Genomic DNA, 22,808 nt, shown 5'->3' with positions numbered 1-22,808 from the left:
TAGGATGGCCCCCATGTCACTCCCGCACGCGATCCTCACCGCCCTGCTCGAAAAGCCGTCCTCGGGGCTGGAGCTGACCCGCCGCTTCGACAAGTCGATCGGCTACTTCTGGTCGGCGACACATCAGCAGATCTATCGGGAGCTGGGAAAGCTGGAGGCCGAGGGGCTGATCCGGGCCCTGCCGGCCGAGCAGCCGGCGCGCGGGCAGAAGAAGAGCTACGAGGTGCTGCCCGCGGGCCGCGCCGAACTGGCCCGGTGGACCGCCGCCGCACAGGAGCCCAAGCCGCTGCGCGACACGCTGCTGCTGCGGCTGCGCGCGGCGGCCGTGGTCGGCACGGCAGGTCTCCAGGCCGATCTGAGCCGCCATCTCCAGCTGCACCGGCGGCAGTTGGCGGAGTACGAGGAGATCGAGCGGCGCGACTTCCCGCCGGGCAAGGACAGCCCGCAGGACCGGCTGCAGCATCTGGTGCTGCGGGCCGGCATCGACCTGGAGACCTTCTGGACCCGCTGGCTGGAGCACGCGCTGGCGGAGTTCGCCGAACTGCCCGCGGAGCGGAGCCAGTAGGCGGCGGCTTCAGAGCCGGTACGGCTTGGAGCGCTTGCGCAGGTACCAGGCCGCGGCGATCACTCCGGTGCCCACCAGCGCGCCGCCCGCCACCAGCGTCAGCGTGCCGTAGTCCCGGCTGCCGCCGCCGACACCGCCGACCACGCCGCGCGTCGGTGAGGGCGTGGTGGTGGCCGAGATGGTCGGCGTGGACGGGGCCGAGACGATCACGGACTGGGTGCCGGCGGTGTTGCCGTTCGCGCACATGACGACGACGGTGTACGTGCCCGGAGTGACGTTCGTCCAGGCGGCGTTCTGCAGGGCACTGGAACCGGTCACCGGCACCCGCCGGCCCTGGGCGAAGGTGGCCTGGCCGCTGCTGAGGAGCGAGGCGGTGCCCCAGCTGCCGTTCAGCTGGGTGCAGGCGCTGGTGGTCACCGAGACGGTGGAGCCGCTGGTGCTCACCGAGATCCCGGAGTTCGCGGCGGCCGGCCCGGCGACCAGGGCCAGCGGCAGCGCGGCGGCTGTCACGGCCGCCCCGAGGAGAGGCTGAGAAGTACGCATGGGACTGCCCTCCGGCGGCACGGTTGGCGGTACATCCCTTGCGCCGCCGAGGTCGGGGAACGCCCGTGCTGCCTCAGTGGCAGCCAACGTGCCCTCGGCTCCCGCCGCATGCGGGCCGCACCCGCCCAGGTGACGGACTGCGTCCTCCGGGGGACTCCCGGAGCCTCAGGACCCTCCGCCGGTCGTGACCGTCCGCTCCGCCGAGAACCCGCCCCAGGTGCCGTCCGGCAGCCTGGGGCGGATCCGCACCCGATGGCTCACCCCGGCCTCCTGCCCGATGTAGAAGCTGTACTCCGCCCTGTCCCGGGGCGCGGTCCCGCCGAAGACCAAAGAGGTGGCCGGACGGCCGTCGAGCTGGACCTGGTACTCGGTGATCACCCCGTCCACCTGGGGCGGCACCCAGGACAGGTCGATGTGGTACGCCCCGTCGGCGCGCCGGGTCGTCGCGCGGAAGCCGGTCGGCGCGGTGTCCCGCCCGTCCCCCGGGCCCGGCGCGGTGGTGACCCGGACGGCGGCACTGGGGGCGGAGACGTTGTCCGCCGTGTCGCGCGCCCGGACGGTGAAGGTGTAGCGGGTGCCGGGCCGCAGCCCCGTCACCACGGTCGCGGTCTGCGTGCCGCGCACGCTGTGGATCTTCGTGTCGCCCTGGTGGACGTCGTACGACGCCACGCCCCCGTCGTCCGTCGACGCGGCCCACGACAACTGCACCGCCCGGCTCCCGGCGGCTCGCCCTCGCGCCCGGCCCGGCCGCGAGGGGGCGGAGGTGTCGGCCGCGACGGTGGCGGGCGTCCTGGCCCGCACCGCGCGGCTCGGCGGTCCGAGCCGCCCCTCGGTGTCGCGGGCCCGGACGGTGAAGACGTAGGTCGTCGACGGCCTGAGCCGGGTGACGTCCACCATGTGCGTCGAACCGGGGACTTCCCTCACCCGGGTGGCGTCGCGGTACACCTCGTAGCCGCCGAGGCCGTCCGAGGACACCGCGTTCCACATGACATGGACGCTGGTCGCGCTGCCCGCCGCCGCGGTGACCCCTGTCGGCGCGGCGGGCAGCCGCCCCTCGTCGCCGTCGGCGGTGCCTCCCCAGCCGCAGGACGGGACGAGCAGCAGCACGCCGAGGGCCAGGGCGGCGGGGACGGAAGGGCGTCGCACGACACGGCCTCCAGGGACGGCACGTCGGCAATGGTCCGGACCAATATGACGTGACTGGCGCGGCCACATCAAGGGGGCGGGGCCCGGAGCACCCGCCGCGCTTACGTATGCTGAAGTGAGCACGGCCGAACTCCTCACCCGCACAGGGGAGTTCGTGTCCATGGCGCGGACCGCTGTCGTCGCCGTCCCGCGCCGGCCGGGGCTGCCGGGAGGCCGGAGCCGACACGGGCTCGGGCCCCCGGCCCCTGGTGGGGGGCGTGGCGTGCACCGTCCGGACCCCCCGGGTGGCCCCATGATCGGGAACGGCATCAGATGGTGCTGAGAGTGACCGTCAGCGTCCCCGGCAGAGAGTTTCCTATCGTGCGTGCCCAGTCCCTCGTGCTGGCCGCGGCAAGTGCCGCCCTGCTCGCCCCGGCGACATCCTCGACCGCCCACCCGCCCAAGGAGCCCCGCACGCGGAACGAAAGACCCGCCCAGGTCCCCGTCCGCGCGGCCGACCTGCTGGCGAAGGTACGGCAGTGCGACCCCGTCTCCCGGGGCCGTTACCGCACCGACGCGGACAGACCCGCGACCGTTCCCGTCTGCGGCACCCGGGACGCCGTCTTCTGGACGGCCGACATGGACATCGACTGCGACGGCCGCCCCGGGCGCCGCTGCAACGGCCGCGCCGACCCGCACTTCTCCGCCGGTACGGCCTTCCAGGCCTCCGACGGCCGCCACCTGAACGCCGAACACCTGCCCTTCGTCGTGGTGCCCGGCCCGAGCCGCGTCTGGGACTACCGCGAGCACGGCGTGCGGGGCGGATCGGTGGTGGCCGTCGTCCACCGCGGCCGGGTGCGGTACGCGGTCGTCGGGGACACCGGGCCGCGCGAGGTCATCGGCGAGGCGTCGTACGCCGCCGCCCAGGCCCTCGACATCCCGCCCGACCCCCACGGCGGGGGAACGGACGGCCGTGTCACCTACGTCGTGTTCAAGGGCTCGCAGGTCTCACCCATCGAGAGCCACGCCGCCGCCGTGACGCTGGGGGAGCGGCTGGCGCGGCGGTTCGTCGAGGGACGCTGAGCGGCTCGGACAGCCGCGGGCGGCGGCCACGCGGCCGAACCGGTGCGGGCCCGCGCCCGCGCCGAGCGGGCCGGGCGGCCGGCGGACGATCCGCCGTCCGCCGGCCGCCGCCGCTGGAGAGGACGGCCCGGGGTGCGGGCCTCCCGGTGACCGCCGGGGCTCAGACCTTGCGGTAGCTGTACGCCTCGGCGGCCGCCGCCGCCACCGCGTCCAGGTCGGCTCCCGTGGCCGCCGTGACGACCGCGGCGACGGCGCCCTCGACGAACGGACAGTCCACCAGGCGGCTGTGCGGGGGCAGTTCGTCACCCTCGGCCAGCAGCGCCTTCACGGTGAGGACGGCGCTGCCGAGGTCGGTGAGGACGGCGACCCCCGCGCCGCGGTCCACGGACGCCGCCGCCGCGGCGATCAGCTCCGCGCTCGTCCCCAGTCCGCCGCCCTCGGTGCCGCCCGCCGGCGCGACGGGCACCGCCGTGGCGCCGCCCGCGAGCCCTTTCGCCAGCTCGGCCACGGACGCGGCCACCTGCGCGCTGTGCGACACCAGCACGATCCCGACCAGCTTCTCGTCACTCACCGGCGGCCTCCACGAGTCCCGCGACCAGCAGCGCCGACGACGTGGCGCCCGGGTCCTGGTGACCGATGCTGCGCTCGCCCAGATAGCTGGCCCGGCCCTTGCGGGCCTGCAACGGCGTCGTGGCCAGCGCGCCCTGCTCGGCGGCGTCGCGGGCCGCGCCGAAGGAGACGCCGAGCGCGTCCACCCCCGGCACCAGCGCGTCGATCATCGTCTTGTCGCCGGGCGCGGCGCCGCCGAGCGTCATCACGGCGTCCACGCCCGCCCGCAGCGCCTCGGCGAGCTGGGCCCGGTCGACCTCGGCGGCGTCGCCGAGCGCCTTGCCGGTGCGGCGCAGCAGCGTGCCGTAGAGCGGACCGGAGGCCCCGCCGACCGTCGAGATCAGCTGCCGCCCCGCCAGGATCAGGATCGCGCCGGGCGTCGAGGGCGTCTCCTTCTCCAGCGCCGCCGTCACCGCGGTGAACCCGCGTTGCAGATTGCTGCCGTGGTCGGCGTCCCCGATGGGGGAGTCGAGAGCCGTGAGCCGTTCCGCCTCGCGGTCCACGGACGCGGCGGTCGCCGTCATCCAACGGCGGAAGAAGTCGGCGTCGAGCACTGGGTCTCCTTGCGTGGTAGGTGCGTTGATCGTCGTGTCGCCGTCACATGCCCCAGCGCAGCCCCGGCGTCCGCACCGGCGCGTCCCACAGCCGCAGCAACTCCTCGTCGACCTGACACAGGGTCACCGAGGCGCCGGCCATGTCGAGGGAGGTCACGTAGTTGCCGACGAGGGTGCGGGCGACGGCCACGCCCCGCTCGGCGAGCACCCGCTGCACCTCGGCGTTGAAGCCGTACAGCTCCAGCAGCGGCGTCGCGCCCATGCCGTTGACCAGGACCAGGACGGGGTTGCGCGGGTTCAGGTCCTCCAGCACCGCGTGCACCGAGAAGTCGGCGATCTCGCGCGAGGTCATCATCGCGCGCCGCTCCCGTCCGGGCTCGCCGTGGATGCCGATGCCCAACTCCAGCTCGCCGGGCGGCAGATCGAAGGTCGGACTGCCCTTGGCGGGCGTGGTGCACGCGCTCAGCGCCACACCGAAACTGCGCGCGTTCTCGTTGACCTGCCGGGCGATCGCCTCCACCCGCTCCAGCGGCTGCCCCTCGTCGGCGGCGGCCCCGGCGATCTTCTCCACGAACAGCGTGGCGCCGGTACCCCGCCGCCCCGCCGTGTAGAGGCTGTCGGTGACGGCCACGTCGTCGTTGACCAGCACCTTGGCGATCTGGATGCCCTCGTCCTCGGCGAGCTCGGCCGCCATGTCGAAGTTGAGCACGTCACCGGTGTAGTTCTTCACGACGAACAGCACCCCGGCCCCGCTGTCCACGGCCGCGGCCGCCCGCACCATCTGGTCCGGCACGGGGGAGGTGAAGACCTCGCCGGGGCAGGCGGCCGACAGCATCCCCGGCCCCACGAACCCGCCGTGCAACGGCTCGTGCCCCGAGCCCCCGCCGGAGACGAGCGCGACCTTCCCCTCGACGGGCGCGTCCCGCCGTACGATCACCCGGTTCTCCACATCGACGGTCAGCTCCGGATGCGCCGCCGCCATCCCCCGCAGCGCGTCCGCGACGACGGTCTCCGGAACGTTGATGAGCATCTTCATGGGTGCCTCCTGGTGAAATTCTCCGCTGGAGCACTGTTGTCGGCAGTATCGACCTTGCGGCAGCGAAGGTCACGTGCGGGGACTCACGGGCGCGGCCCGGCCACGCGCCGTGGCGCCGCGCACACGTTCCGTACGGGTCGGGCACCCGCGCCCGGGTACGGCGCCCTCCCGCGGTGGCGGCCGTGACCGGCCGCGGACTACGCTCGCGAGCGTGGCGCGTGGGCCACGACGCGCACCGTCGCCACGACCTGGTGACCCAGCTGTCCCCGGAGGCAGACATGACGGTGAGCCGAATCGGACTGGTCGTGCACGGCGGACGCCCGGAGGCCGTGGCGGCGGCCGGTGTGGTCCGCGCCTGGTGCGAGGAGCACGCCGTGCGGTGCACGGACATCGACGTGTGGGACGACGGCGGGCGGCGCACCGCCCGGGAGGAGGTCGAGGCCGCGGGCGACCCCGATCTCATCGTCACCCTGGGCGGCGACGGCACCTTCCTGCGCGGCGCGCGGCTGGCGGCCCAGAACGACGCCCTGGTGCTGGGCGTCGACCTGGGGCGGGTGGGTTTCCTTACGGAGGTGTCGGCCGACGGCGTGCGTGCGGCGCTGGACGACGTGCGCGAGGACCGGCTCAGGATCGACAGCCGCATGCTGCTCGCCCTGCGCGCCTCCCGCCGCCTCGAAGTGCCGCCGCCCATGGAGGACTGGGTCTGCTACGGTCGCGGGCCGCTCCTGCCGCCGCCCCCGGTCCGCGGCGAGTGCGAGGTCGACGACGACTGGGGCATCGCGCTCGACGTCACCGCGCTCAACGACGTCGTCCTGGAGAAGCTGGCCCGGGACCGGCAGGTGTCGGTGGGGGTCTACGTCTCCGGGCGGCTCCTGGCGTCCTATTCCGCCGACGCGCTGCTGGTGGCCACCCCGACCGGCTCGACCGCCTACAGCTTCGCCGCCGGCGGGCCCGTGGTCTCGCCGCGCGCCGAGGCCCTCGTCTTCACGCCGGTCGCCCCGCACATGGCGTTCAACCGCTCGGTCGTCACGGCCCCCGACGAGCCCGTCGGCCTGCGCGTCCTCGAACGGTCGGGACCGGCCGCGGTCAGCATCGACGGCCAGGTCCGGGGCGTTCTGAACCCGGGGGACTGGATCGGCGTGTACGCGGCCCCCCGGCGGCTGCGGGCCGTACGGCTGGGGCCGATGGACTTCTACGGCCGGCTGCGGGAGCGCATGAACCTGACCGACGCCCCGGCCGCGGTCGCCGACGGGTCGCCCGCGCCCCTGTGGTCGGTGACGACTCCGCCGCCCGGAGATCTCGCCCATCTGGCGCTGCTGACAGTCACGGACGGCTCGTCACCGCTTCTGTGACCGCAGCGGAGACCCCGCGGACCCCGGCGGGTCAGGGACGGACGAGGACCTTGAGCGCCTCGCGCCGGTCCATGGCGCGGTACCCCTCCGGCACCTCGTCGAGGCCGACCGTCCGGTCGAACACGCGCCCGGGCTCGACCGTGCCGTCGAGGACGCCGGGCAGCAGTTCCTCGATGTAGGCGCGGACCGGCGCGGGCCCGCCGGTGAGGGTGACGTTCGGGCCGAACAGGCTGCTGAAGCCGACCGGCGCCTCCTCGTACTGAGGGACGCCGACGCGGCTGATGACACCGCCGGGTCGGACCGTGCCGACCGCCATCTCGTAGGCGCTCATGTAGCCGACGCACTCCAGCACGGCGTGGGTGCCGTCGCCGCCCGTCAGCTCCCGTACGCGCTCGACGCCCTCCTCACCGCGCTCGGGGACGACGTCGGTGGCGCCGAACTCACGGCCGAGCTCGGTGCGGACCTCGTGCCGGCCCATGAGGATGATCCGCTCGGCGCCGAGCCGCCTGGCCGACAGCACCGCCAGCAGGCCGACCGCGCCGTCGCCGATCACGGTCACGGTGCTGCCCGGACCGACGCGGGCCTGCTTGGCGGCGTGGTGGCCGGTGCCGTACACGTCGGACAGGGTCAGCAGCGACGGCAGCAGCTCGGAGTCCTCGCCGACCGGCAGCCTGACCAGCGTGCCCTGCGCCTGCGGTACGCGGACCGCCTCCGCCTGACCGCCGCCGACCCCCGAGGCGAAGAAGCCGCCGTTGGGGCAGGACGTGTGCAGTCCCTCGCGGCAGAACGCGCACGTGTTGTCGGCGTAGGCGAACGGGGCCACCACGAGGTCGCCGCGCTTCAGTCCGGCGACCTCGGAGCCGAGTTCCTCCACCACACCCAGGAACTCGTGACCCATCGGCGTGCCCTCGTCGGAGGCCGGCATGGTGTGGTACGGGTGCAGGTCGCTGCCGCAGACGCAGGCGCGCACGACGCGTACCACGGCGTCGGTGGGCCGCTCCAGCACCGGGTCGGGCGCCTGCTCGACGCGCACGTCGCCGGCACCGTACATGAACGTTGCTCGCATGGAGTGTCGCCTCTCGGTTCGGCCGGTCTCCGGCACGGGTGCGCATTCCATGAGATCAGCGCTCCCACGCCGGTGCACGCGCGCGTCCGGTGCACGCGCGCGTCCGGTGCACGCGCGCGTCCGGTGCACGCGCGCACGGAGGCAGGCCCCCTCCGGGGCGGGAGCCCCGCCAGGTGCGCACGCGGTGGGCCGTCCGGGCACGGCGTGGAGTGACCCGGCCCGTCACGGGTACTCCGCGAGCAGGAGGAGGGCACGCACCCACGGTGCTTTCGAGGTGTCCTCCGGCTCCGTCGAAGGACGGGCGACCATGCCTCGGACCCCGGACGACCCCGCTGACGGCGCGATCGATCTCCACTTCATCGGCAACGCGACCGTACTTCTGCGCTACGGGCGGCTCACCCTGCTCACCGACCCGAACTTCCTGCACCGCGGGCAGTACGCCTACCTCGGGTACGGGCTGCTGAGCCGGCGGCTGACCGAACCGGCCGTCGACGTGACCGAGCTGCCCGCGCTCGACGGGGTCGTGCTGTCGCATCTGCACGGGGACCACTGGGACCGCCGGGCCACCCGGCACCTGGACCGCACGGTGCCCGTCCTGACCACACCGCACGCCGCGCGCCGTCTGAAGGTCGTGCACGGATTCCGGCGCACCGCGGGGCTGCGCACCTGGCGGGCGCTGACTTTTCGGCACGGCGGGCAGCAGGTCAGGGTCACGGCCCTGCCGGGACGGCACGCCGGCCACCCGCTGCTGCGCGGCCTGCTGCCACCGGTGATGGGCAGCATGCTGGAGTTCGGCCCCGTCGGCGCACCGGCGCGCACGCGGCTGTACGTCTCCGGCGACACGCTGGTCTACGACGGCCTCGACGAGATCGCCCGCCGCTTCCCGGCCGCCGACCTGGCCCTCCTCCACCTGGGCGGCACCCTGCTGCCCGGCGGGTTCCTCGTCACGATGGACGGGGCGCAGGGAGCGGAACTCGCCCGGCGGCTCGATCCCCGGCGTGTCCTGCCCGTGCACTACGGCGACTACACGGTGATGCGTTCGCCGCTGGCCGCGTTCCTCGCCGAGGCGGAGCGGATCGGGTTCGGCGACCGGATCGTTCACTGCGGCCACGGTGACTGGGCCCGTGTGACCTGCGAGCCCGGCGCTGCCCCGACGGTCGTGTGATCCCTCCCCGGTCAGTCGGTCCCGGTGTCCACCGCCACCGTCGTGGTGACGCGCACGACGCACGGCTTCCGGGGCGTCGAGCCGAACCCGAACCGTACGGGTGGTTCCACCCGGGCCGGACAGCCGAGGTCCTCGCCCTCGTAGGTGCCGACGGCGGTGGTGATCGGGTGCAGGTCCCGCGCGCCGTACCACTCGCGCCGACCTGCGCGGGCGCTGCCGCGGGTGCGCACGCCCAGGAGACGGGCGAGTGGTGAGACGGCCGTGGCCCAGGCCGGGCGGGCGGCGAGGGCTGGGGGAACGGCGCGGAGCAGCCTCCCCAGAGGACTCCGCCGGCCGGTGACGAAGCGCAGCTCCAGCGAGGCCGCGGTCACCGTCCAGACGTCCCCGCCGGTCCTGACGCTCACCGGTACGACCAGGACCTCGTCGAAGACGTAGGTGGCGGCGACGAACCCGGCCACCTCCGCGGAGGGAGCCATCAGCAGCCGATGTCCGTCCGCCCGTTCGAGCATCACGTCGCTGATCGGCCCGAACGGGGAGCGGGGCCAGTGCCCGAGCACCACACGGGTGCCGGAGGAGGTCCCGATCCCCGCGATCCAGCCGTCGAAGCGCAGCCGTGTCCGCCGGGCGGGCCCGGCTGCCGGGTGGGCCGGAGCCGCCCTGACCCACGTCCGTCTCATCGGTCCTCCGTGCGGTGGTCGGCCTGTGTGCGGTGGTCGGCCTGTGTGCGGTGGTCGTGGCCTGCGTGCGGTGGTCGTGGCCTGCGTGAGGTGGTCGGCCTGCGTGAGGTGGTCGGTCCTGGGTGAGGTGCGCGGTCCGGTACGAGGTGGCCGCCGGGGCGCCGCCACGGGGCCGTGCCCGCCGTCCGGCACCGGCGCGCCGAGTACCCCGAGCCGCCCTCGGTCATCGTGGCCGCGCGCGCGAAGGTTTGAAACGGCGCGTTCGCGGCACTTGCTGGTGGCACCCTCCAGCAGACGGGACGGCGCGGGCGCGGCTTCCACCGGCGCCCGCGCGGGCGCGCCCGTTTCCCGCCGGGGCGGTGCGCGGCGGGAGAGGAAAGGGGCGTCGATGGCGACGGTCGGTGTCGAAGAGGAGTTTCTGCTGGTCGATCCGGTCACGGGCCGACTGGCTCCGTACGCGGAGAAGGTGAGGGCCTCGGCCGGCCTGGAGCCGTTCGTCGCCTCCCGGGAGATCCAGCCGGAGCTCCTGCAGGCGCAGGTCGAGGTGGCCACGCCCGTGTGCGACTCGCTGGAGGAGGTCGGCGGACACCTGCTGCGGCTGCGGCACGCCGTGGCCGGGGCGGCGGAGACGCACGGCTGCCGGATCCTGGCCAGCGGCACGCCCCTGCTCCGGGAGGACACGCCCGTGCCGGTCACCGCGCAGACCCGCTACAAGGCGATGCAGCGGCAGGCGCCCCAATTGGTGGCGGAGCAGATGGTCAACGGCATGCACGTGCACGTCGCCGTCCCCGGCCGCCGGGTCGGGGTGGAGGTGCTGAACCGGATCCGTCTGTGGCTGCCGACGCTGACCGCGATGGCGGCGAACTCCCCGCTGTGGGAGGGACACGACACCGGCTTCGCCAGCTGGCGCACCGTCGTCTTCGACCGCTGGCCGGTCAGCGGCGTCCCGCCGCGCTTCCTGGACGACCAGGACTACGACACACGGGTGCGGCGCCTGGTCGACACCGGTGTGATCAGTGACGCCGGACAGCTCTACTGGCAGATCCGGCTGTCCGAGCGTTGTCCCACGGTCGAGGTGCGCTGCCTGGACGTGCAGCTGCGTACGGACGACGCCGTGATGTTCGCCGGTCTGGTGCGGGCGCTGGTCGACACCGCCGTGTGCGAGGTGACAGCCGGGCGTCCGTCGGCGGAGCCGGGCCAGGAGCTGCTGCGGGCGGCGATGTGGCAGGCGGCCCGGCACGGTCTGAGCGAGGACCTGATCGATTCGGCGGGCAGCCGTCGCCGCGCGGGCGACGTGGTGTGCCGGCTGCTGGAGTACGTCTCTCCGGCGCTTCAGGCGTCCGGTGACAGCCGTGAGGTGACCTCGCTGGTCCACCGGCTGCTGCGCCAGGGCACCGGCGCGGACCGGCAACGCCATGCCCTGGCCGAGGGCGGCATCGACGGAGTCACCGCGATGGTCACCGAAGCCGGCGGCAACCCTTGAGACAGGGCTCGATCAGTAGTTCTGCCACTCGTGCCGCGTGTACTCCAGCACCGCGGGATCCATGAGGGTGCTCGCCCGGACGTCCTGGGGGCGGCGGTCGACCGGGAAGACGGAGGCCGCCCGAAGCACGGCGTCGTCCAGGAACCGCAGGGACGGGGCGTCCTCGGCCAGCCGCAGTGCGGGCGCCGGTCCGTCGGCGCCGGGTACGGCGAGGACGAAGCCCCAGTTGCCGAAGCTGGGGACGTCCACCTGGTACGCGGTCGTGCGGTAGCCGGCCTCGGCGATCGTCGTGGCGATGGACCAGTACGACTTGGGGGCGAAGAACGGAGAGCCGGCCTGCACCACCACCCGGCTGTCGGGGTGCAGGGCGTGCCGCAGCAGATGGTAGAACTCCACGCTGTAGAGCTTGGCCAGCGCGGCGGTGTCCGGGTCGGGGAAGTCGATGACGACCGTGTCGTGGCGCCGGTCGGCGTCGCGCAGCCAGTTGAAGGCGTCGGCGTGGACGACGCGCACCCTGGGGTCGCCGAACGCGTCGTCGTTGAGGTCGGCCAACGGGCCGAAGGTACGGGCGAGCCGGGTCATCGCCGGGTCGAGATCGACCAGCGTGACCCGCTCGACGTCGTCGTACCGCAGCACCTCCCGCAGGGCCAGTCCGTCGCCGCCGCCCAGGATCAGAACCGAGGTGCGTTTGCCCGACAGCGCCGGATGCACGAGGGCCTCGTGGTAGCGGTACTCGTCGACGGACGAGAACTGCAGGTCCCCGTTGAGGAACAACCGCATGTCCGGGGTGCCCGTGAACGCGGTCGACCGGGTGACGACGATGTCCTGGTACACCGTGGTCTCGGCGTGGACGATCGGGTCCCGGTACAGCTTCTGCCGGGCCGTCACCTCGATGTCGTCCGCCAGGACGTACACCGTGCCGAGCACGGCGAGTACGGCGGCGCCCCCGGCCAGGAGCGCCAGGCGTACGGCACGCCGGGTCTCCCGGCGGAAGATCCACAGGACGACGACGACCCCGGCCACGGCGTTGACCGCGCCCACCACCAGCGCTCCCCGTAGCTGTCCGAAGGTGGGCAGGAGCAGCAGCGGGAAGCACAGCCCGCCGACCAGGGCCCCGACGTAGTCCACGGCGAACATGTCGGCGACCGCGCTGCCCGCCTCCTGCCGCCGGATCCGCTGAAGCAGCGTCATCAGCAGCGGGATCTCGGCGCCGATGAGGAGGCCGACGAGGAACGACACGGCCACCATGGCCGGCATGTAGATCCGCAGCCAGGCGAACGTGATGTACAGGACGAGCACCGACAGGCCGCCGACGAGCGCCAGCGCCCCTTCCAGCAGGGCGAAGGCGCCGACCGCGCGCCGCTGCATCGGCTTCGCGGCCAAGGAGCCGATGCCCATGGCGAAGACCATGACGGAGATGACCACGGAGGTCTGCGTCACGGAGTTGCCGATGAGGTAACTGCCCAGCGCGGTCAGCGCCAGCTCGTAGACCAGACCGCAGGCGGCACAGACGAACACCGCGAGAAGGAGCAGGAAACGCGCCGCCCGCGAGTGCGTCACGGGCGGCCGTACGACAGTCGGATCGGTGCTGCGGTCCGGGGCGGTGGTAGTCACGGTGACGGGTTCAGGAGACGGCGGCGCCGACCATGAAGGCCGTACCGAGGTAGATGGCCGCCTGCACCCAGGCGGCGGGATGGGGCCTGCCGTCCTGGTCGTCGAGCACGGCGTGGCCGAGGCGGCCGGGGGTCAGCAGTCCCACGACGCACGCGATCAGGGTCATCACCACGACCCCGGCCAGGCCGTACAGCAGGGTGCTCAACAGGCCGTAGCCGAGGCCCAGTTCGGATTCGCTGGCCCGGATGGACTGGTCGATGACGAGACCGATCGCGATCGTCTGGCCGGCGAGCAGGACGGCCGCGCCCCGGTTGCGCTCCGTCCACACCACATGGACCAGCTTGCCGGGGGTGACGAGGTCGAGGGCGATGAACCCGACCGCCATCACCACGAAGCCGACCAGGCCGTAGAGCAGCGCAGTGCCTGCGGACTCGAAGATCTCTGCCACGGGGTGCCTTTCGGGGACTACGGATGGGTGTACTCGGTGGGCCGGGAAGCGTCGGGCGGCGGTGGCTCACTTGCCGGAGCCGGGGCCACCGCCGCGGAAGGAGTCGCTGTCGGGATCCGGCCACACCGAGCTCAGATGCGGCCGCCAGCGGTGGTAGCCGCCGCGGTAGTCGTCGATCTCGATCCGGCTGCCGCCCAGGTAGGGGCTGACCGCGACGATGTCGTCCCGGTAGCGGAGGAAGACCATGCGGCCGCTGCTGGTGCGGTCCTGGGGCGCGGTGTGCTTCTCTATCTCGCTCGCGACCGTGGTCACCGGGTCGCTCCGGTCCAGGTAGGATCCGCCGCCGGCCCGGTACTCCTGGCGTATCCAGCCGGACGGGACGGCGTTGCCGCCGGAGTCACCGGAGCAGGCGGCGAGCGCCGCCGTGGTGAGGAACAGGACGCCGATGCGTCGGGCGGTCTTCAACGGACCTCCAGCCGGGTGTGCGTCGCCACGATCGCGCGGCTCTGCGGATACGTGTGCCAGGTACGCCAGCTCGGTCCGGTGTCGCACGACTCGACGGTCAGCGCGGTCACCGCGTCCGGGGAGCCGGGGAAGATACCGCACAGCGCGTGGGGGTGCGCCTCGGCCTGCGCGCGTATGCTCGCCACCCGCGCGCCGAACTCGCCCGCGGACAACCGCAGGACGCGGGCGTCGAAGTGGTACGCCCAGCCGTCGAACTGACGCTCCGCCGTGTCCGGCAGGCCTCCCTCGACGCCGGGCAGACAGGCCACGGTCTCCGCCACCGGTCCCGCGAAGACCTGGTGCGAGGCGCCCAGGAGCCTGAGCTGTACGTCGAGCCCACCGACCGTCAGGTTCCGTACGGCCAGCGCGGTGTACGGAGGGTGGCCGAGCGCGAAGGAGAGCTGGTCGGCGTCGGTGTCGAGGTACGGCGCGGCGAGTGCTGTGCCGCTCATCCGGGACGGCCCCAGTACGACACCCGCGCCCCCGTGACGGAGCGCGCCAAGCGCAGCTTCACCGAACATCCCCCGAACTGGACCATGCAGAATCGCGCCGAGTATGACACACCGTTCACCCGGTCGGCCCCGTCGCGCGAGTACGTCGAGGCCGAGTTCGCCGCCCGGAAGGCGGCGGGTTCCCTGTGTCGCTCACGTACGACACGCCCGGTGCGACCGGCAGTGCACGAGGGGGTTCCCGGCGCCGTGCCCGCCGCCGACGACGAGACGGGTAGGCGTACCGCGCCGGCGACGCTCGCCCGGCTGCTGGAGCCGGGCGAGTCCGGTACGGGCTGACAGGTCCGTTCGCTGTCCGGCCCGACCTCAGCGGGCTCCGGTCCAGTTGTGCGCGACGTCCACGACGACGCGGTCGGTCAGCACCAGTACCCGGAAGGGCAGCCGTGCCCGTACTCCCAGTCCGACCTGCGTCTCGCCCTCGAAGCTGCCGGCGAAGCGGGCGTCGCGGAAGGTGCGGTACCCGGTGAGGTCGACGCCCGGCAGCGGGCGGCCCGCCCGGGCGGGGTACGTCGGCGCGCCGGTGTCCGGGTCGTAGGCGGGTGCCGTCACCCTTACCTCCAGGACGGCTCCGCCGCCGACCGGTATGGGGCGACCCGATCCGTCCTGGCGCAGCTTGGCGACGTACCTGACCGAGTAGCCGAGTCCGGCGGTTCCCGCGCCCGGGACGTCGACGACCATCCGGTCGTAGCAGGCGTGGCGGCCGGTCCTGATGTTCGTCACCGGCTCCGTCGTGCCGGCGGTCCGGGTCTTGGCCGTACTGCCCCAGCCGGTCGGACACGCCGTCGCCGTAGCGGCGGCGACGGAGGCGGTCCGGGCCGGAGCGGCTTGGCCGGCGGCGGCCTGTGCCGGGGCGGCCGCCGCAGACGTGGCGCCCATGAGCGCCAGCGCCATCCACACCGTCCCTCTCACTGTCCCTGTTCGTGTCATTGCGTCCCCCAAAGTGTGGCTGTTGGTGATATCTGCTAGGACAGTCGGGATGGCCGAAAGGTTGCACGGCGCGATCACGTACTGTCACGCCTCGGCTAGGGGCGGCGCCTGGGCAAGGGCAGACCCCCGTGCGGGGGTCGCACGGGGGTCGGGGTGGGTGGTCGTCGCCTCAGGACGGTCCGGGCTTGATGCGTCCGCGCCAGCCTCCGGTCTCGGTCCCGCGGTGCTCGACGTAGTCCTTGAAGCGCCGCATGTCGCCCTTGACGCGCCGGTCGATGACGCCTGCCATGTCCCCGGCCTTCTCCACGGCGCCGGAGGGTTCGACGTCCATGACCAGTTCCACGCGGGTGTGCGTGTCGTCCACGCGCTGGAAGCGGACGGAGCCCCTCTGCCGGGTGTCACCCGAAGTGGTGCGCCAGGTGATCCGCTCGTCGGGGAGCTGGTCGACGATCTCGGTGTCGAACTCGCGACGTACTCCGCCGATCTTGGTGGTCCAGTGGTTGTGCCGGTCGTCGACCTGCCTGACCTCCTCGACGCCCTCCATGAAGTTCGGGAACTCCTCGAACTGCGTCCACTGGTTGTAGGCGGTGTGGACGGGGACCTCGACCTCGACTGTTTCCTTGACCGTGCTCATGTCCGACCTCCTCGGAGTCGTGTACGGCGGACCGCGGGCCCGCCGCGCGGATCTCTCACAGTGCAGCGAGTACCCGAGGAGCGCGGGTTAACAGCAGGCCCGGGGCATTTCAGAACGGCAGCCGCCCTCGTGCGCGGCGGCCGGCGGAGCCGCTGCGGCCGAGCGCTCGGGAACTGGACCGGAACGGCTTGCTGAAGAGCCGGCCCAGGGGCCCCGGTGCCTTGGAGCCGGCGCGGGAGCCGAAGCCGAGGGTGCGCTGTGCGCCGTTCTGCGGATGCCTGGACAGGCGGGGGAGGAGAAAGGCGAGGACGGCGAGCACGACGCAGGCGACTATCACGCCGGCGATCATCATGGGGGCCTCCGATCTCACGGTCGCTGGTACGGACCGACTTCCCCGGTTCCCCCCGATCACGCACCGTGTCCGTCGGCGCGGTCGCCCGAGGGCCCGCGGGCCGTGGTTTGGCCCGGTGAGCCGGTGTGTACGAGGCTGTGTCCGTGAGCGCACCGCGCCGCTCGCCGCCGAAAGGCGCCGCTCCGGGGAGGAACGACCGCATGATCATCTTCGGCACCAAGGGATACCTGTACCAGATCGCCGTGCTCACGCTGCTGTGCGGCCAGTGCGGCAATCCCGCCGCCCACACGCTCAGGAAGCGCGTCACCAAGTTCACGCTGTTCTTCGTGCCGTTGTTCCCGTTCTCGACCAAGTACGCGACCCAGTGCACGTTCTGCGGCGCCGAACAGAGGGTGACCAAGGAGCAGGCCGAGCAGTTGCAGGCGCAGGCGGCGGGTGGGCAGGGCGGCATGCCGTACGGGCAGCCGCAGCAGCAGCCGTACCAGTCCTGAGGGCGACCTCCTTCCTCGGACGCCCCGACCCGGGCCGTCGGTGCCCGGGTCAGGTCCCGGCGGCCTCCCGGGCGACGGCGTCGAAGCGGGCGCCCATCTGCTCGGCCAGGGCCTTCGCGGCCGACAACGGGCGGACCATGACCATGAGTTCCGCGATCCTGCCGTCGTCGTCCATGCGCAGGAAGTCGCAGCCCTGGAGCTGCTTGCCGGCGACCGTCGCGGTGAAGACGAGGGCGTGGTCGCGGGCGTCGGGGGCGCCGATCTCCCGCTCGTAGGCGAAGTCCTCGAAGACCTCGAAGACGGCGCGCAGGATCGCGGCGGTGATGGCCTTGCCGGTGTACGGCTTGAAGACGACGGGGCTGGTGAAGACGACGTCGTCGGCCAGCAGGGCCTCCACGGCGCCGAGGTCCGCGGCTTCGACCGCCTGGCGGAAGGGATGCATCTCGCCCACCTCTGATAGTCAACGAGTTGAATAGGTGGCTGCGAGGCTACGGGGCGTGGTGTCCGGCTGTCCAGGGTCCGGATACTCAACTCGTTGACTGATCAACGCGGTGCTAACGTGGCGCGATGGCATTGCGCAACGCGGTGATGGCCGCACTGCTGGAGGGCGAGGCGTCCGGGTACGACCTCGCGAAGGGGTTCGACGCCTCCGTCGCCAACTTCTGGACGGCCACCCCTCAGCAGCTGTACCGCGAGCTGGAACGCATGGAGCGCGACGGCCTCGTCGCCGCCCGCGTGGTCGAGCAGGAGCGCCGGCCCAACAAGCGGCTGTTCTCCCTCACCGAGGCCGGTCTCGCCGCCGTACGGGCCTACGTCGCCGAGCCGCCCGCCCGGCCGACCGCGATCCGCGACGAGCTGATGGTCAAGGTGCAGTGTGCGGACGTCGGTGACGTCGAGGCCGTGCGCGCGGCGATCGCGCAGCGCGGGGAGTGGGCCGCCGCCAAGCTCGCCCGGTACGAGCGGACCAGGGAGCGGATGCTGGGCGGGTGTACGGAGGACGAGTACTTGGCGCAGGCCGAGCGGATCGGGCCGTATCTCACGCTGCTGCGGGGGATGGCCTTCGAGCGGGAGAACCTGCGGTGGTGCGAACTGGCAGTGCGGCGCCTGGAACAGCGGGCGACGGCCCGCTGAGCCCGGGTCCCGGCCCGAGGGCGCCCGCGCCGGCCATGGGCTCCGGGGATCGGCCGAGGCCGGCGATGCGCGTCCGTGCCGTGACGGTTCGCGGTGTGGTCCGTGGGGTTCGACTCGGGCAGTGACGAGGAGTCGCCCCGGGCCGGTGATCAGCGGTGTGCGCCGTGGTCCGCCCGACTCCGCTCGGGCCGGTGACGCGGGCGCGTGCCGTGGCGTCGAGGTTCGGTGGGGCCGGCTTGGGCACTCGGCACCGGCAGATGGCGTCGAGGGCTCCGGCCGGGCGGTGAGGGAACACGATGGGACGGCGCGTGGACCGGATCGCCGATCCATGGGGCAGCCGTACGCCGTACGGGCGCGGCGGCGACTGGCCGGTGCGCGTGGACGCGCGGCTGGCCGAGGGCGTCGCGCCGCAGGACGTCGAGCGCTGGGTGCGCTCGGCGTCGGTGCTGCACTCCAACGGGGACGCGCTCGACATCGCCGTCCGGGACGGGCGGATCGTCGGGGTGCGGGGCCGGGCCGAGGACCGCGTCAACCGGGGCCGGCTGGACCCCAAGGACCTGTACGGCTGGGAGGCGAGCGCCTCGCCGGACCGGCTGACCCGGTCCCTGGTCCGGCGGGACGGACGCCTGGTGGAGACCGACTGGGACACCGCGCTCGACCTCGTCGTGGCCCGCACCCGGGAACTGCTCGACGAGCAGGGGCCGGGCGCGATCGGCTTCTGCACCACCGGGCAGCTGTTCCTGGAGGAGTACTACACGCTCGGTCCGATCGCCCGCGGCGGCATCGGCACCCATCACCTCGACGGCAACACCCGGCTGTGGACGGTCACGGCGGCCACCGCGCTGAAGGAGAGCTTCGGCTGCGACGGCCAGCCCGGCTCGTACGCCGACATCGACCACGCCGACGCCATCGCCCTGTTCGGGCACCCGCCGCCGCCGGGCTGCGCCGCCTCGGCCCGGCGGACGGCCGGCCCGCGCCGGCCCCGACGGCCACGGCCTCCGCGCCGCTCGACGAGGCCGTTCCCCCCACGCGCGGCGGCGCGGCAGCGGCGGCCGACGAGGACGTACGACGGGAAGGGACGGAAGACCACTGATGAAGATCGGCCTGGCACTTCGCGAACTGCACGACGCCGAGGTGGAGTTGGTACGCACCCTGCTGCGCACGGCGGACCACCACAGGTCCGCGCACGACGTCCACCACCTTGCCCTGGACCTGGCCGCCTGGTCCCGCCGCCATCTGCGCGAACTGGCCGCCATCGGCGGGCGCTACGGTGTCGACCTCGTCCAGGACCCCGCGCCCGCGCACGGAAAGCACGCCCAGGACGGTGAGCCGGACGAGGGCCTGCTCCTGCTGCGCGACCTGCGCGAGGTGCACGTCAGGGCGTCGGAGGTCTCCCTGGACTGGGAACTGGTGGCCCAGGCGGCCCAGGCGACCGCCGACGAACGGCTCCTGGACCTCGTACGCCAGTGCCACCCCGACACCCTGCGCCAGCTGTGCTGGGCGAACGCCCACCTGAAGGACACGCGCCGCAGGTGCTGACAAGTTGACGAGGTGAGCGCCGGCGGCGCAGGAACCGCGCACCGGGACCGGCGCCGCCCCGCGGCCGGGGCGTCCCTCACGCCGTGCCGGCGTCCTTCCGTCGGCGCCTCGCCGCGCTGCGAGGCGGCCGGCATCGCGTTTCTGCCGTGGCGGCCGGTCGCGCACGGCACGCTTGTCCGCCACGCCGCGATCGCCCGGCGTGGCGGACGAGCTGGGCAGCCGGCTGCCACACCGGCCCAGGCAGCCCTCGCCCGGCTGCTCGCCCACTCACCGGCGATCGGCCCCGTCCCGGCACCGCCCGCACCGACCACCTGGAGGAGAACGTCGCCGCGGCCTGCCCGGAGCTGTCGCCGCCCAGCTCGCCCGTCCCGGCTGGACGGTCCGAGCGAGCAGCCCTGAGCGAGCCGGGACGGCTGTCTGCCCCCCGGCCGACTGCCCAGGCCAGGCCGGATCGCCCCGCCGCGCGAGGACGAGGGCGGGACGCGCGCGGCGGGGCGGACAACGGAGCACCGGGACACCCGGTCTCCGGCGGGGCCGAACGGCCCGCCGGCGCGGCCCATCCGGCCCTGCCGGAAATGCCCCGCATGCCCGGCGGGCGCGGCCCATTCGGCCCTGCCCGGGCATGCGGGTACGCGCGAACGCTGGGATCCTGTATCTGGCAGTGCTGCCCACGACCGCCCGATCGAACGACGGTGGTGATCGCCCTTGACGGTGAGTCACTCCGGGGCTCGACGGTGAGCCCCGACGACGACCGGCATCCGGCGTGTACGGGCGTGGACCCCGCGGGAGTCCCGTTCCTGCGCACCCGGCTGGCCCTGCCGACGAGGCCCGCCACGTTCCTGCGTCGGGAGCGGCTGGTCCAGCGCCTCGACCAGACGCCGCCGCTGCCGTTGACCATGGTCAACGGCACGGCCGGTGCGGGCAAGACCCTCCTGGTCGCCGACTGGGCCGCCGGCCTTGAGCTGCCGCTCGCCTGGCTGACCTGCGACGCCGCCGACCGGGCCCCCGGGGTGTTCTGGGCGTACGTCCTGGAGGCGCTGCACGGTGCCGGCGTGCCGGTGCCGGCGGGGATCGGCGGCCCCGCCGAGGCGAGCCGTGTGGACCCCGGGCTGCCGGCCCGCCTCGCGGCCGGCCTCGACGAACTGGACCGGCCCGTGGTCCTCGTCCTCGACGAGTACGACCGCGTCACCACCCCCGAGGTCGCGGAGCAACTGCGTTTCGTCCTCGACCACGCCGGCCGCGGACTGCGGCTGGTGCTCGTCACCCGCACCGAGCCGCTGCTGCCGCTGCACCGGTACCGGGCGGCGGGCCTGATGACGGAGATCCGCAACGCGGACCTCGCCTTCACCCCCGAGGAGGCCGCGGAGCTCTTGACGCTGCACGGTCTGTCCCTGCCCGCGGAGTCCGTGCGGGGGTTGGTGCGGCGCACCCAGGGCTGGGCCGCGGGGCTGCGGCTGTGCGCCCTGGCCGCCCGGCAGAGCCCGGATCCGGAGACGTACCTCAAGGAGTTCGAGGCCTGCCGCAGCACGGTGGCGGACTTCCTGCTGGCCGAGGTGCTCGGCACGCAGGCGCCGGAGCGACAGGACCTGCTGCTGCGGGCCAGCGTCCTGGACCGGTTCTGCCCCGACTTGGTGAACGCGCTGACGCTGCGGTCCGACGCGGAGCCGACACTGGCGGCACTGCACCGCGAGAACGCGTTCCTCCAGCAGCTGGGCCACTCCTGGTACTGCCTGCACCCGCTGTGCGCGGAGATCCTCCGGGCTCACCTGCGCGAGCGCGCGCCCGGGCTGGAACCGGAACTGCGCCGCCGGGCCGCGCGGTGGCTGCGCCGGTACGGGGCCCTTCCCGAAGCCCTCGCCCAGGGCGCCGCCGCGGACGACTGGGAGTTCGCCGCCCGGACCTTCGTCGACGACCTGGCGATCGGGCAGCTCTTCACCGGCCTGCGCTCCCAGGACCTCTCCGACCTGTTCGGGCGGATGAGCCCCGAGGCGACCGGACCGGCCGCGCACCTGGTCCGCGCGGCCCGTGAACTGGCCCACCACGACCTCCAGCACGCTCTGGCCCATCTGGACCGTGCCCGGGAAGGCCTCGACGGGGACGGGCTCGACCCGGGCCCGGCCCGGCTCAGCCGGGCCCTGCTGGAGGCACTGGCCGCACGAATGACGGGTGCGCCGGACCGGGCGGAACAGGCGGCGCGGGCGGCGGAGGAGGCCCGACCGGACATTCCCGCGCATCTGTTGGACGCGCACCCGGAATGCACCGCCCTGTTGCTGACGCACCTGGGCGTCGCCCGGCTGTGGGCCGGACGGTTCGACGCGGCGCGCGCGGCACTGAACGCCGTCCCGGGGTGCGGGGGCGGAGCGGCGACAGCCCTGCCCCGGCTGGAGTCCCTCGGCCACCTGGCCCTGATCGACTACCTGACCGGCTGGCACGGCCGGGCGGAACGCAAGGCGCAGGCGGCGGCGGCCGAAGCGGAACGCCACGGCCTGCCCCAGCAGGCCGCCTCCGGCATCGGCCGGCTGGTCCTGGCCGCCGTGGCCGTCGACCGCGACGAACTGCGCAGGGCCGAGGAGCTGCTGAAGGAGGTCAGCGACTCCCACGACGGAACACCGGACCCGGTGACGCGGGCGGTGCTGGCCCTCACCACGAGTCGCCTGCTGCTGGCCCGGGGGGACGCGCGGGCGGCCCTGGAGACGGCGGACCCCGCCGTCCCCGCCGCCGTGGCCTCCCCCTGGGTCACGGAGCAGACCGCCCTGATCGCGGCCGCCGCCCACCTCGCGCACGGCCGCCCCGAGTCGGCGCTGAGGGACCTGCGGCGCGCCCCGGATCACCGGACGGCGGGCGCCGTGGAGCGGGCACGCGCCCGGCTCGCGGCCGGGCGGCTGGACGAGGCCCGCGACCTCATCGACCACCTGCCCGGCGAGGACCGGCCCGGTCCGGCGGTGACCGTACGGGCCACCCTGGTGCGGGCCCAGGCCGCCCACCAGGCGGGAGACCCGGGCACCGCCCGGCGCCTCGTCGCGCGGGCCCTCCTCGACGCCCGGCGCGAACACCTGCGCAGGCCGTTCCTGGAGGCCGGCCCCTGGATCCGTCCCCTGCTGGCCTCGGACCCGCTGCGGGAGCTGACGCACGGCTGGCTCACGCCGGGCCCCGGCCCCCGCGTCGACCGCGACGCGTCCACGGCCAGGGCCTCCACCGCGCTCGTCGTGGAACCGCTGAGCGCCCGCGAACGCGACGTGCTGCGACGGCTGGCCCGGATGATGTCGACGGAGGAGATCGCCGCGGACCTGCAGGTGTCCGTGAACACCGTGAAGACACACCTCAAGAGCGCCTACCGCAAGCTCGGCGTCAGCCGGCGGGGCGAGGCGGTGCGCCGCGCACGCGACCTGCGGCTGCTGTGA

General features: G+C 73.8%; 25 protein-coding genes and 1 pseudogene. 11 read left to right on the top strand and 15 right to left on the bottom strand.

Translation table 11 applies throughout. The features are described from left to right. The first annotated feature begins 13 nt into the window (after nt 1-13). Entirely contained in the window at nt 14-565 is a 552-nt protein-coding gene (locus tag IPT68_RS03585; RefSeq protein WP_189701903.1) for a PadR family transcriptional regulator, read from the top strand. 9 nt (nt 566-574) lie between these two features. Here IPT68_RS03585 and IPT68_RS03580 read toward each other — a convergent pair whose 3' ends face one another. Beyond that, nucleotides 575-1,108: a hypothetical protein gene (locus IPT68_RS03580; RefSeq protein ID WP_189701902.1), complete on the bottom strand. Its 534-nt coding sequence runs from the start codon at nt 1,106-1,108 to the stop codon at nt 575-577. A 165-nt stretch (nt 1,109-1,273) separates the two neighbouring features. After that, nucleotides 1,274-2,254: a fibronectin type III domain-containing protein gene (locus tag IPT68_RS03575; RefSeq protein ID WP_228040229.1), complete on the bottom strand. Its 981-nt coding sequence runs from the start codon at nt 2,252-2,254 to the stop codon at nt 1,274-1,276. A 360-nt stretch (nt 2,255-2,614) separates the two neighbouring features. Here IPT68_RS03575 and IPT68_RS03570 point away from each other — a divergent pair, with 360 nt between their 5' ends. Further along, entirely contained in the window at nt 2,615-3,316 is a 702-nt protein-coding gene (locus IPT68_RS03570; RefSeq protein ID WP_189701901.1) for a glycoside hydrolase family 75 protein, read from the top strand. Between the two features lie 160 nt (nt 3,317-3,476). Here the strand turns inward: IPT68_RS03570 and IPT68_RS03565 are convergent, their stop codons facing one another. From IPT68_RS03565 to dhaK, 3 genes are read right to left on the bottom strand one after another with little or no spacing between them, the layout of a single operon-like run. Then, on the bottom strand, nt 3,477-3,887 hold the full coding sequence (locus IPT68_RS03565; RefSeq protein ID WP_194074053.1) for a PTS-dependent dihydroxyacetone kinase phosphotransferase subunit DhaM: 411 nt from the start codon (nt 3,885-3,887) through the stop codon (nt 3,477-3,479). Continuing rightward, complete coding sequence (gene dhaL, locus IPT68_RS03560; RefSeq protein ID WP_189700624.1) at nt 3,880-4,479, bottom strand: dihydroxyacetone kinase subunit DhaL; 600 nt, start codon at nt 4,477-4,479, stop codon at nt 3,880-3,882. The genes IPT68_RS03565 and dhaL overlap by 8 nt, the downstream gene beginning before the upstream one ends. 43 nt (nt 4,480-4,522) lie before the next feature. Beyond that, the gene (gene dhaK, locus IPT68_RS03555; RefSeq protein ID WP_189700625.1) at nt 4,523-5,515 is read right to left on the bottom strand and encodes a dihydroxyacetone kinase subunit DhaK; all 993 of its coding nucleotides are present in this window, start codon (nt 5,513-5,515) and stop codon (nt 4,523-4,525) included. A 278-nt stretch (nt 5,516-5,793) separates the two neighbouring features. Between dhaK and IPT68_RS03550 the strand changes: the two genes are divergently transcribed. After that, a complete protein-coding gene (locus IPT68_RS03550; protein WP_189700626.1) occupies nt 5,794-6,867 on the top strand; it encodes an NAD(+)/NADH kinase in 1,074 nt (357 codons plus the stop codon). A 31-nt stretch (nt 6,868-6,898) separates the two neighbouring features. Here IPT68_RS03550 and IPT68_RS03545 read toward each other — a convergent pair whose 3' ends face one another. Beyond that, nucleotides 6,899-7,933, bottom strand: a complete 1,035-nt coding sequence (locus IPT68_RS03545) for a zinc-binding dehydrogenase (RefSeq protein ID WP_189700627.1) — start codon at nt 7,931-7,933, stop codon at nt 6,899-6,901. A gap of 307 nt (nt 7,934-8,240) precedes the next feature. On the opposite strand from IPT68_RS03545, the gene IPT68_RS03540 reads away from it, so the two are divergent. Then, nucleotides 8,241-9,098, top strand: a complete 858-nt coding sequence (locus IPT68_RS03540; protein WP_189700628.1) for an MBL fold metallo-hydrolase — start codon at nt 8,241-8,243, stop codon at nt 9,096-9,098. Between the two features lie 11 nt (nt 9,099-9,109). On the opposite strand, the gene IPT68_RS03535 is transcribed toward IPT68_RS03540, so the two are convergent. Beyond that, complete coding sequence (locus IPT68_RS03535; RefSeq protein ID WP_189700629.1) at nt 9,110-9,775, bottom strand: hypothetical protein; 666 nt, start codon at nt 9,773-9,775, stop codon at nt 9,110-9,112. 388 nt (nt 9,776-10,163) lie between these two features. On the opposite strand from IPT68_RS03535, the gene IPT68_RS03530 reads away from it, so the two are divergent. Next, nucleotides 10,164-11,258, top strand: coding sequence for a carboxylate-amine ligase (locus IPT68_RS03530; RefSeq protein WP_189700630.1), 1,095 nt, complete (start codon nt 10,164-10,166; stop codon nt 11,256-11,258). A 12-nt stretch (nt 11,259-11,270) separates the two neighbouring features. On the opposite strand, the gene IPT68_RS03525 is transcribed toward IPT68_RS03530, so the two are convergent. From IPT68_RS03525 to IPT68_RS03510, 4 genes are all read right to left on the bottom strand, one after another. Next, nucleotides 11,271-12,872 carry a polyamine aminopropyltransferase gene (locus tag IPT68_RS03525; protein WP_189700631.1) on the bottom strand — a complete coding sequence of 534 codons (1,602 nt, stop codon included), beginning with the start codon at nt 12,870-12,872 and terminating at the stop codon, nt 11,271-11,273. Between the two features lie 10 nt (nt 12,873-12,882). Then, nucleotides 12,883-13,320: a DUF350 domain-containing protein gene (locus IPT68_RS03520; RefSeq protein WP_189700632.1), complete on the bottom strand. Its 438-nt coding sequence runs from the start codon at nt 13,318-13,320 to the stop codon at nt 12,883-12,885. Between the two features lie 66 nt (nt 13,321-13,386). Then, nucleotides 13,387-13,785, bottom strand: a complete 399-nt coding sequence (locus IPT68_RS03515; protein WP_189700633.1) for a DUF4247 domain-containing protein — start codon at nt 13,783-13,785, stop codon at nt 13,387-13,389. Further along, nucleotides 13,782-14,276 (bottom strand): DUF2617 family protein, encoded by a 495-nt coding sequence (locus IPT68_RS03510; protein WP_189700634.1) that lies wholly within the window; start codon nt 14,274-14,276, stop codon nt 13,782-13,784. The genes IPT68_RS03515 and IPT68_RS03510 overlap by 4 nt, the downstream gene beginning before the upstream one ends. A 210-nt stretch (nt 14,277-14,486) precedes the next feature. Between IPT68_RS03510 and IPT68_RS34575 the strand changes: the two genes are divergently transcribed. Further along, entirely contained in the window at nt 14,487-14,612 is a 126-nt protein-coding gene (locus IPT68_RS34575; protein ID WP_265583895.1) for a hypothetical protein, read from the top strand. 27 nt (nt 14,613-14,639) lie between these two features. On the opposite strand, the gene IPT68_RS03500 is transcribed toward IPT68_RS34575, so the two are convergent. The 3 genes from IPT68_RS03500 to IPT68_RS03490 all read right to left on the bottom strand — a co-directional run bounded on the left by IPT68_RS03500 (nt 14,640) and on the right by IPT68_RS03490 (nt 16,246). Beyond that, entirely contained in the window at nt 14,640-15,224 is a 585-nt protein-coding gene (locus tag IPT68_RS03500) for an AMIN-like domain-containing (lipo)protein (RefSeq protein ID WP_444545036.1), read from the bottom strand. 205 nt (nt 15,225-15,429) lie between these two features. Continuing rightward, nucleotides 15,430-15,894: an SRPBCC family protein gene (locus IPT68_RS03495; protein WP_189700635.1), complete on the bottom strand. Its 465-nt coding sequence runs from the start codon at nt 15,892-15,894 to the stop codon at nt 15,430-15,432. 109 nt (nt 15,895-16,003) lie between these two features. Beyond that, entirely contained in the window at nt 16,004-16,246 is a 243-nt protein-coding gene (locus IPT68_RS03490; RefSeq protein WP_189700636.1) for a DUF6411 family protein, read from the bottom strand. A 200-nt stretch (nt 16,247-16,446) separates the two neighbouring features. Between IPT68_RS03490 and IPT68_RS03485 the strand changes: the two genes are divergently transcribed. Further along, nucleotides 16,447-16,737, top strand: a complete 291-nt coding sequence (locus IPT68_RS03485; protein WP_189700637.1) for a zinc-ribbon domain-containing protein — start codon at nt 16,447-16,449, stop codon at nt 16,735-16,737. Between the two features lie 49 nt (nt 16,738-16,786). Here IPT68_RS03485 and IPT68_RS03480 read toward each other — a convergent pair whose 3' ends face one another. Then, a complete protein-coding gene (locus IPT68_RS03480; protein WP_189700638.1) occupies nt 16,787-17,179 on the bottom strand; it encodes a nuclear transport factor 2 family protein in 393 nt (130 codons plus the stop codon). Nucleotides 17,180-17,304: 125 nt separating this feature from the next. On the opposite strand from IPT68_RS03480, the gene IPT68_RS03475 reads away from it, so the two are divergent. The 4 genes and pseudogenes from IPT68_RS03475 to IPT68_RS03460 all read left to right on the top strand — a co-directional run bounded on the left by IPT68_RS03475 (nt 17,305) and on the right by IPT68_RS03460 (nt 22,808). Then, entirely contained in the window at nt 17,305-17,868 is a 564-nt protein-coding gene (locus IPT68_RS03475; RefSeq protein WP_189700639.1) for a PadR family transcriptional regulator, read from the top strand. 296 nt (nt 17,869-18,164) lie between these two features. Further along, a pseudogene (locus IPT68_RS03470) lies at nt 18,165-18,794 on the top strand (molybdopterin-dependent oxidoreductase); the annotation flags it as partial. A gap of 166 nt (nt 18,795-18,960) precedes the next feature. Next, nucleotides 18,961-19,407 (top strand): hypothetical protein, encoded by a 447-nt coding sequence (locus IPT68_RS03465; protein WP_189700640.1) that lies wholly within the window; start codon nt 18,961-18,963, stop codon nt 19,405-19,407. Nucleotides 19,408-20,141: 734 nt separating this feature from the next. Next, nucleotides 20,142-22,808 carry a LuxR C-terminal-related transcriptional regulator gene (locus tag IPT68_RS03460; RefSeq protein WP_228040227.1) on the top strand — a complete coding sequence of 889 codons (2,667 nt, stop codon included), beginning with the start codon at nt 20,142-20,144 and terminating at the stop codon, nt 22,806-22,808.

This window comes from Streptomyces chromofuscus (assembly GCF_015160875.1).
GTDB classification, from domain to species: Bacteria; Actinomycetota; Actinomycetes; order Streptomycetales; family Streptomycetaceae; genus Streptomyces; species Streptomyces chromofuscus.
The sequence above is the reverse complement of the archived record's forward strand: the minus strand, read 5'-3'. Positions and strand labels throughout refer to the sequence as shown.

Excerpts from the sequence above, each read along its gene's own strand:
- IPT68_RS03530 (WP_189700630.1), top strand. The coding sequence starts at position 10,164 with ATGGCGACGGTCGGTGTCGAAGAGGAGTTTCTGCTGGTCGATCCGGTC.
- IPT68_RS03465 (WP_189700640.1), top strand. The coding sequence starts at position 18,961 with ATGAAGATCGGCCTGGCACTTCGCGAACTGCACGACGCCGAGGTGGAG.
- IPT68_RS03535 (WP_189700629.1), bottom strand. The coding sequence starts at position 9,775 with ATGAGACGGACGTGGGTCAGGGCGGCTCCGGCCCACCCGGCAGCCGGG.
- IPT68_RS03500 (WP_444545036.1), bottom strand. The coding sequence starts at position 15,224 with ATGGCGCTGGCGCTCATGGGCGCCACGTCTGCGGCGGCCGCCCCGGCA.
- IPT68_RS03510 (WP_189700634.1), bottom strand. The coding sequence starts at position 14,276 with ATGAGCGGCACAGCACTCGCCGCGCCGTACCTCGACACCGACGCCGAC.
- IPT68_RS03540 (WP_189700628.1), top strand. The coding sequence starts at position 8,241 with ATGCCTCGGACCCCGGACGACCCCGCTGACGGCGCGATCGATCTCCAC.
- IPT68_RS03495 (WP_189700635.1), bottom strand. The coding sequence starts at position 15,894 with ATGAGCACGGTCAAGGAAACAGTCGAGGTCGAGGTCCCCGTCCACACC.
- IPT68_RS03550 (WP_189700626.1), top strand. The coding sequence starts at position 5,794 with ATGACGGTGAGCCGAATCGGACTGGTCGTGCACGGCGGACGCCCGGAG.
- IPT68_RS03475 (WP_189700639.1), top strand. The coding sequence starts at position 17,305 with ATGGCATTGCGCAACGCGGTGATGGCCGCACTGCTGGAGGGCGAGGCG.
- IPT68_RS03490 (WP_189700636.1), bottom strand. The coding sequence starts at position 16,246 with ATGATGATCGCCGGCGTGATAGTCGCCTGCGTCGTGCTCGCCGTCCTC.
- IPT68_RS03545 (WP_189700627.1), bottom strand. The coding sequence starts at position 7,933 with ATGCGAGCAACGTTCATGTACGGTGCCGGCGACGTGCGCGTCGAGCAG.
- dhaK (WP_189700625.1), bottom strand. The coding sequence starts at position 5,515 with ATGAAGATGCTCATCAACGTTCCGGAGACCGTCGTCGCGGACGCGCTG.
- IPT68_RS03485 (WP_189700637.1), top strand. The coding sequence starts at position 16,447 with ATGATCATCTTCGGCACCAAGGGATACCTGTACCAGATCGCCGTGCTC.
- IPT68_RS03480 (WP_189700638.1), bottom strand. The coding sequence starts at position 17,179 with ATGCATCCCTTCCGCCAGGCGGTCGAAGCCGCGGACCTCGGCGCCGTG.
- IPT68_RS03580 (WP_189701902.1), bottom strand. The coding sequence starts at position 1,108 with ATGCGTACTTCTCAGCCTCTCCTCGGGGCGGCCGTGACAGCCGCCGCG.
- IPT68_RS03585 (WP_189701903.1), top strand. The coding sequence starts at position 14 with ATGTCACTCCCGCACGCGATCCTCACCGCCCTGCTCGAAAAGCCGTCC.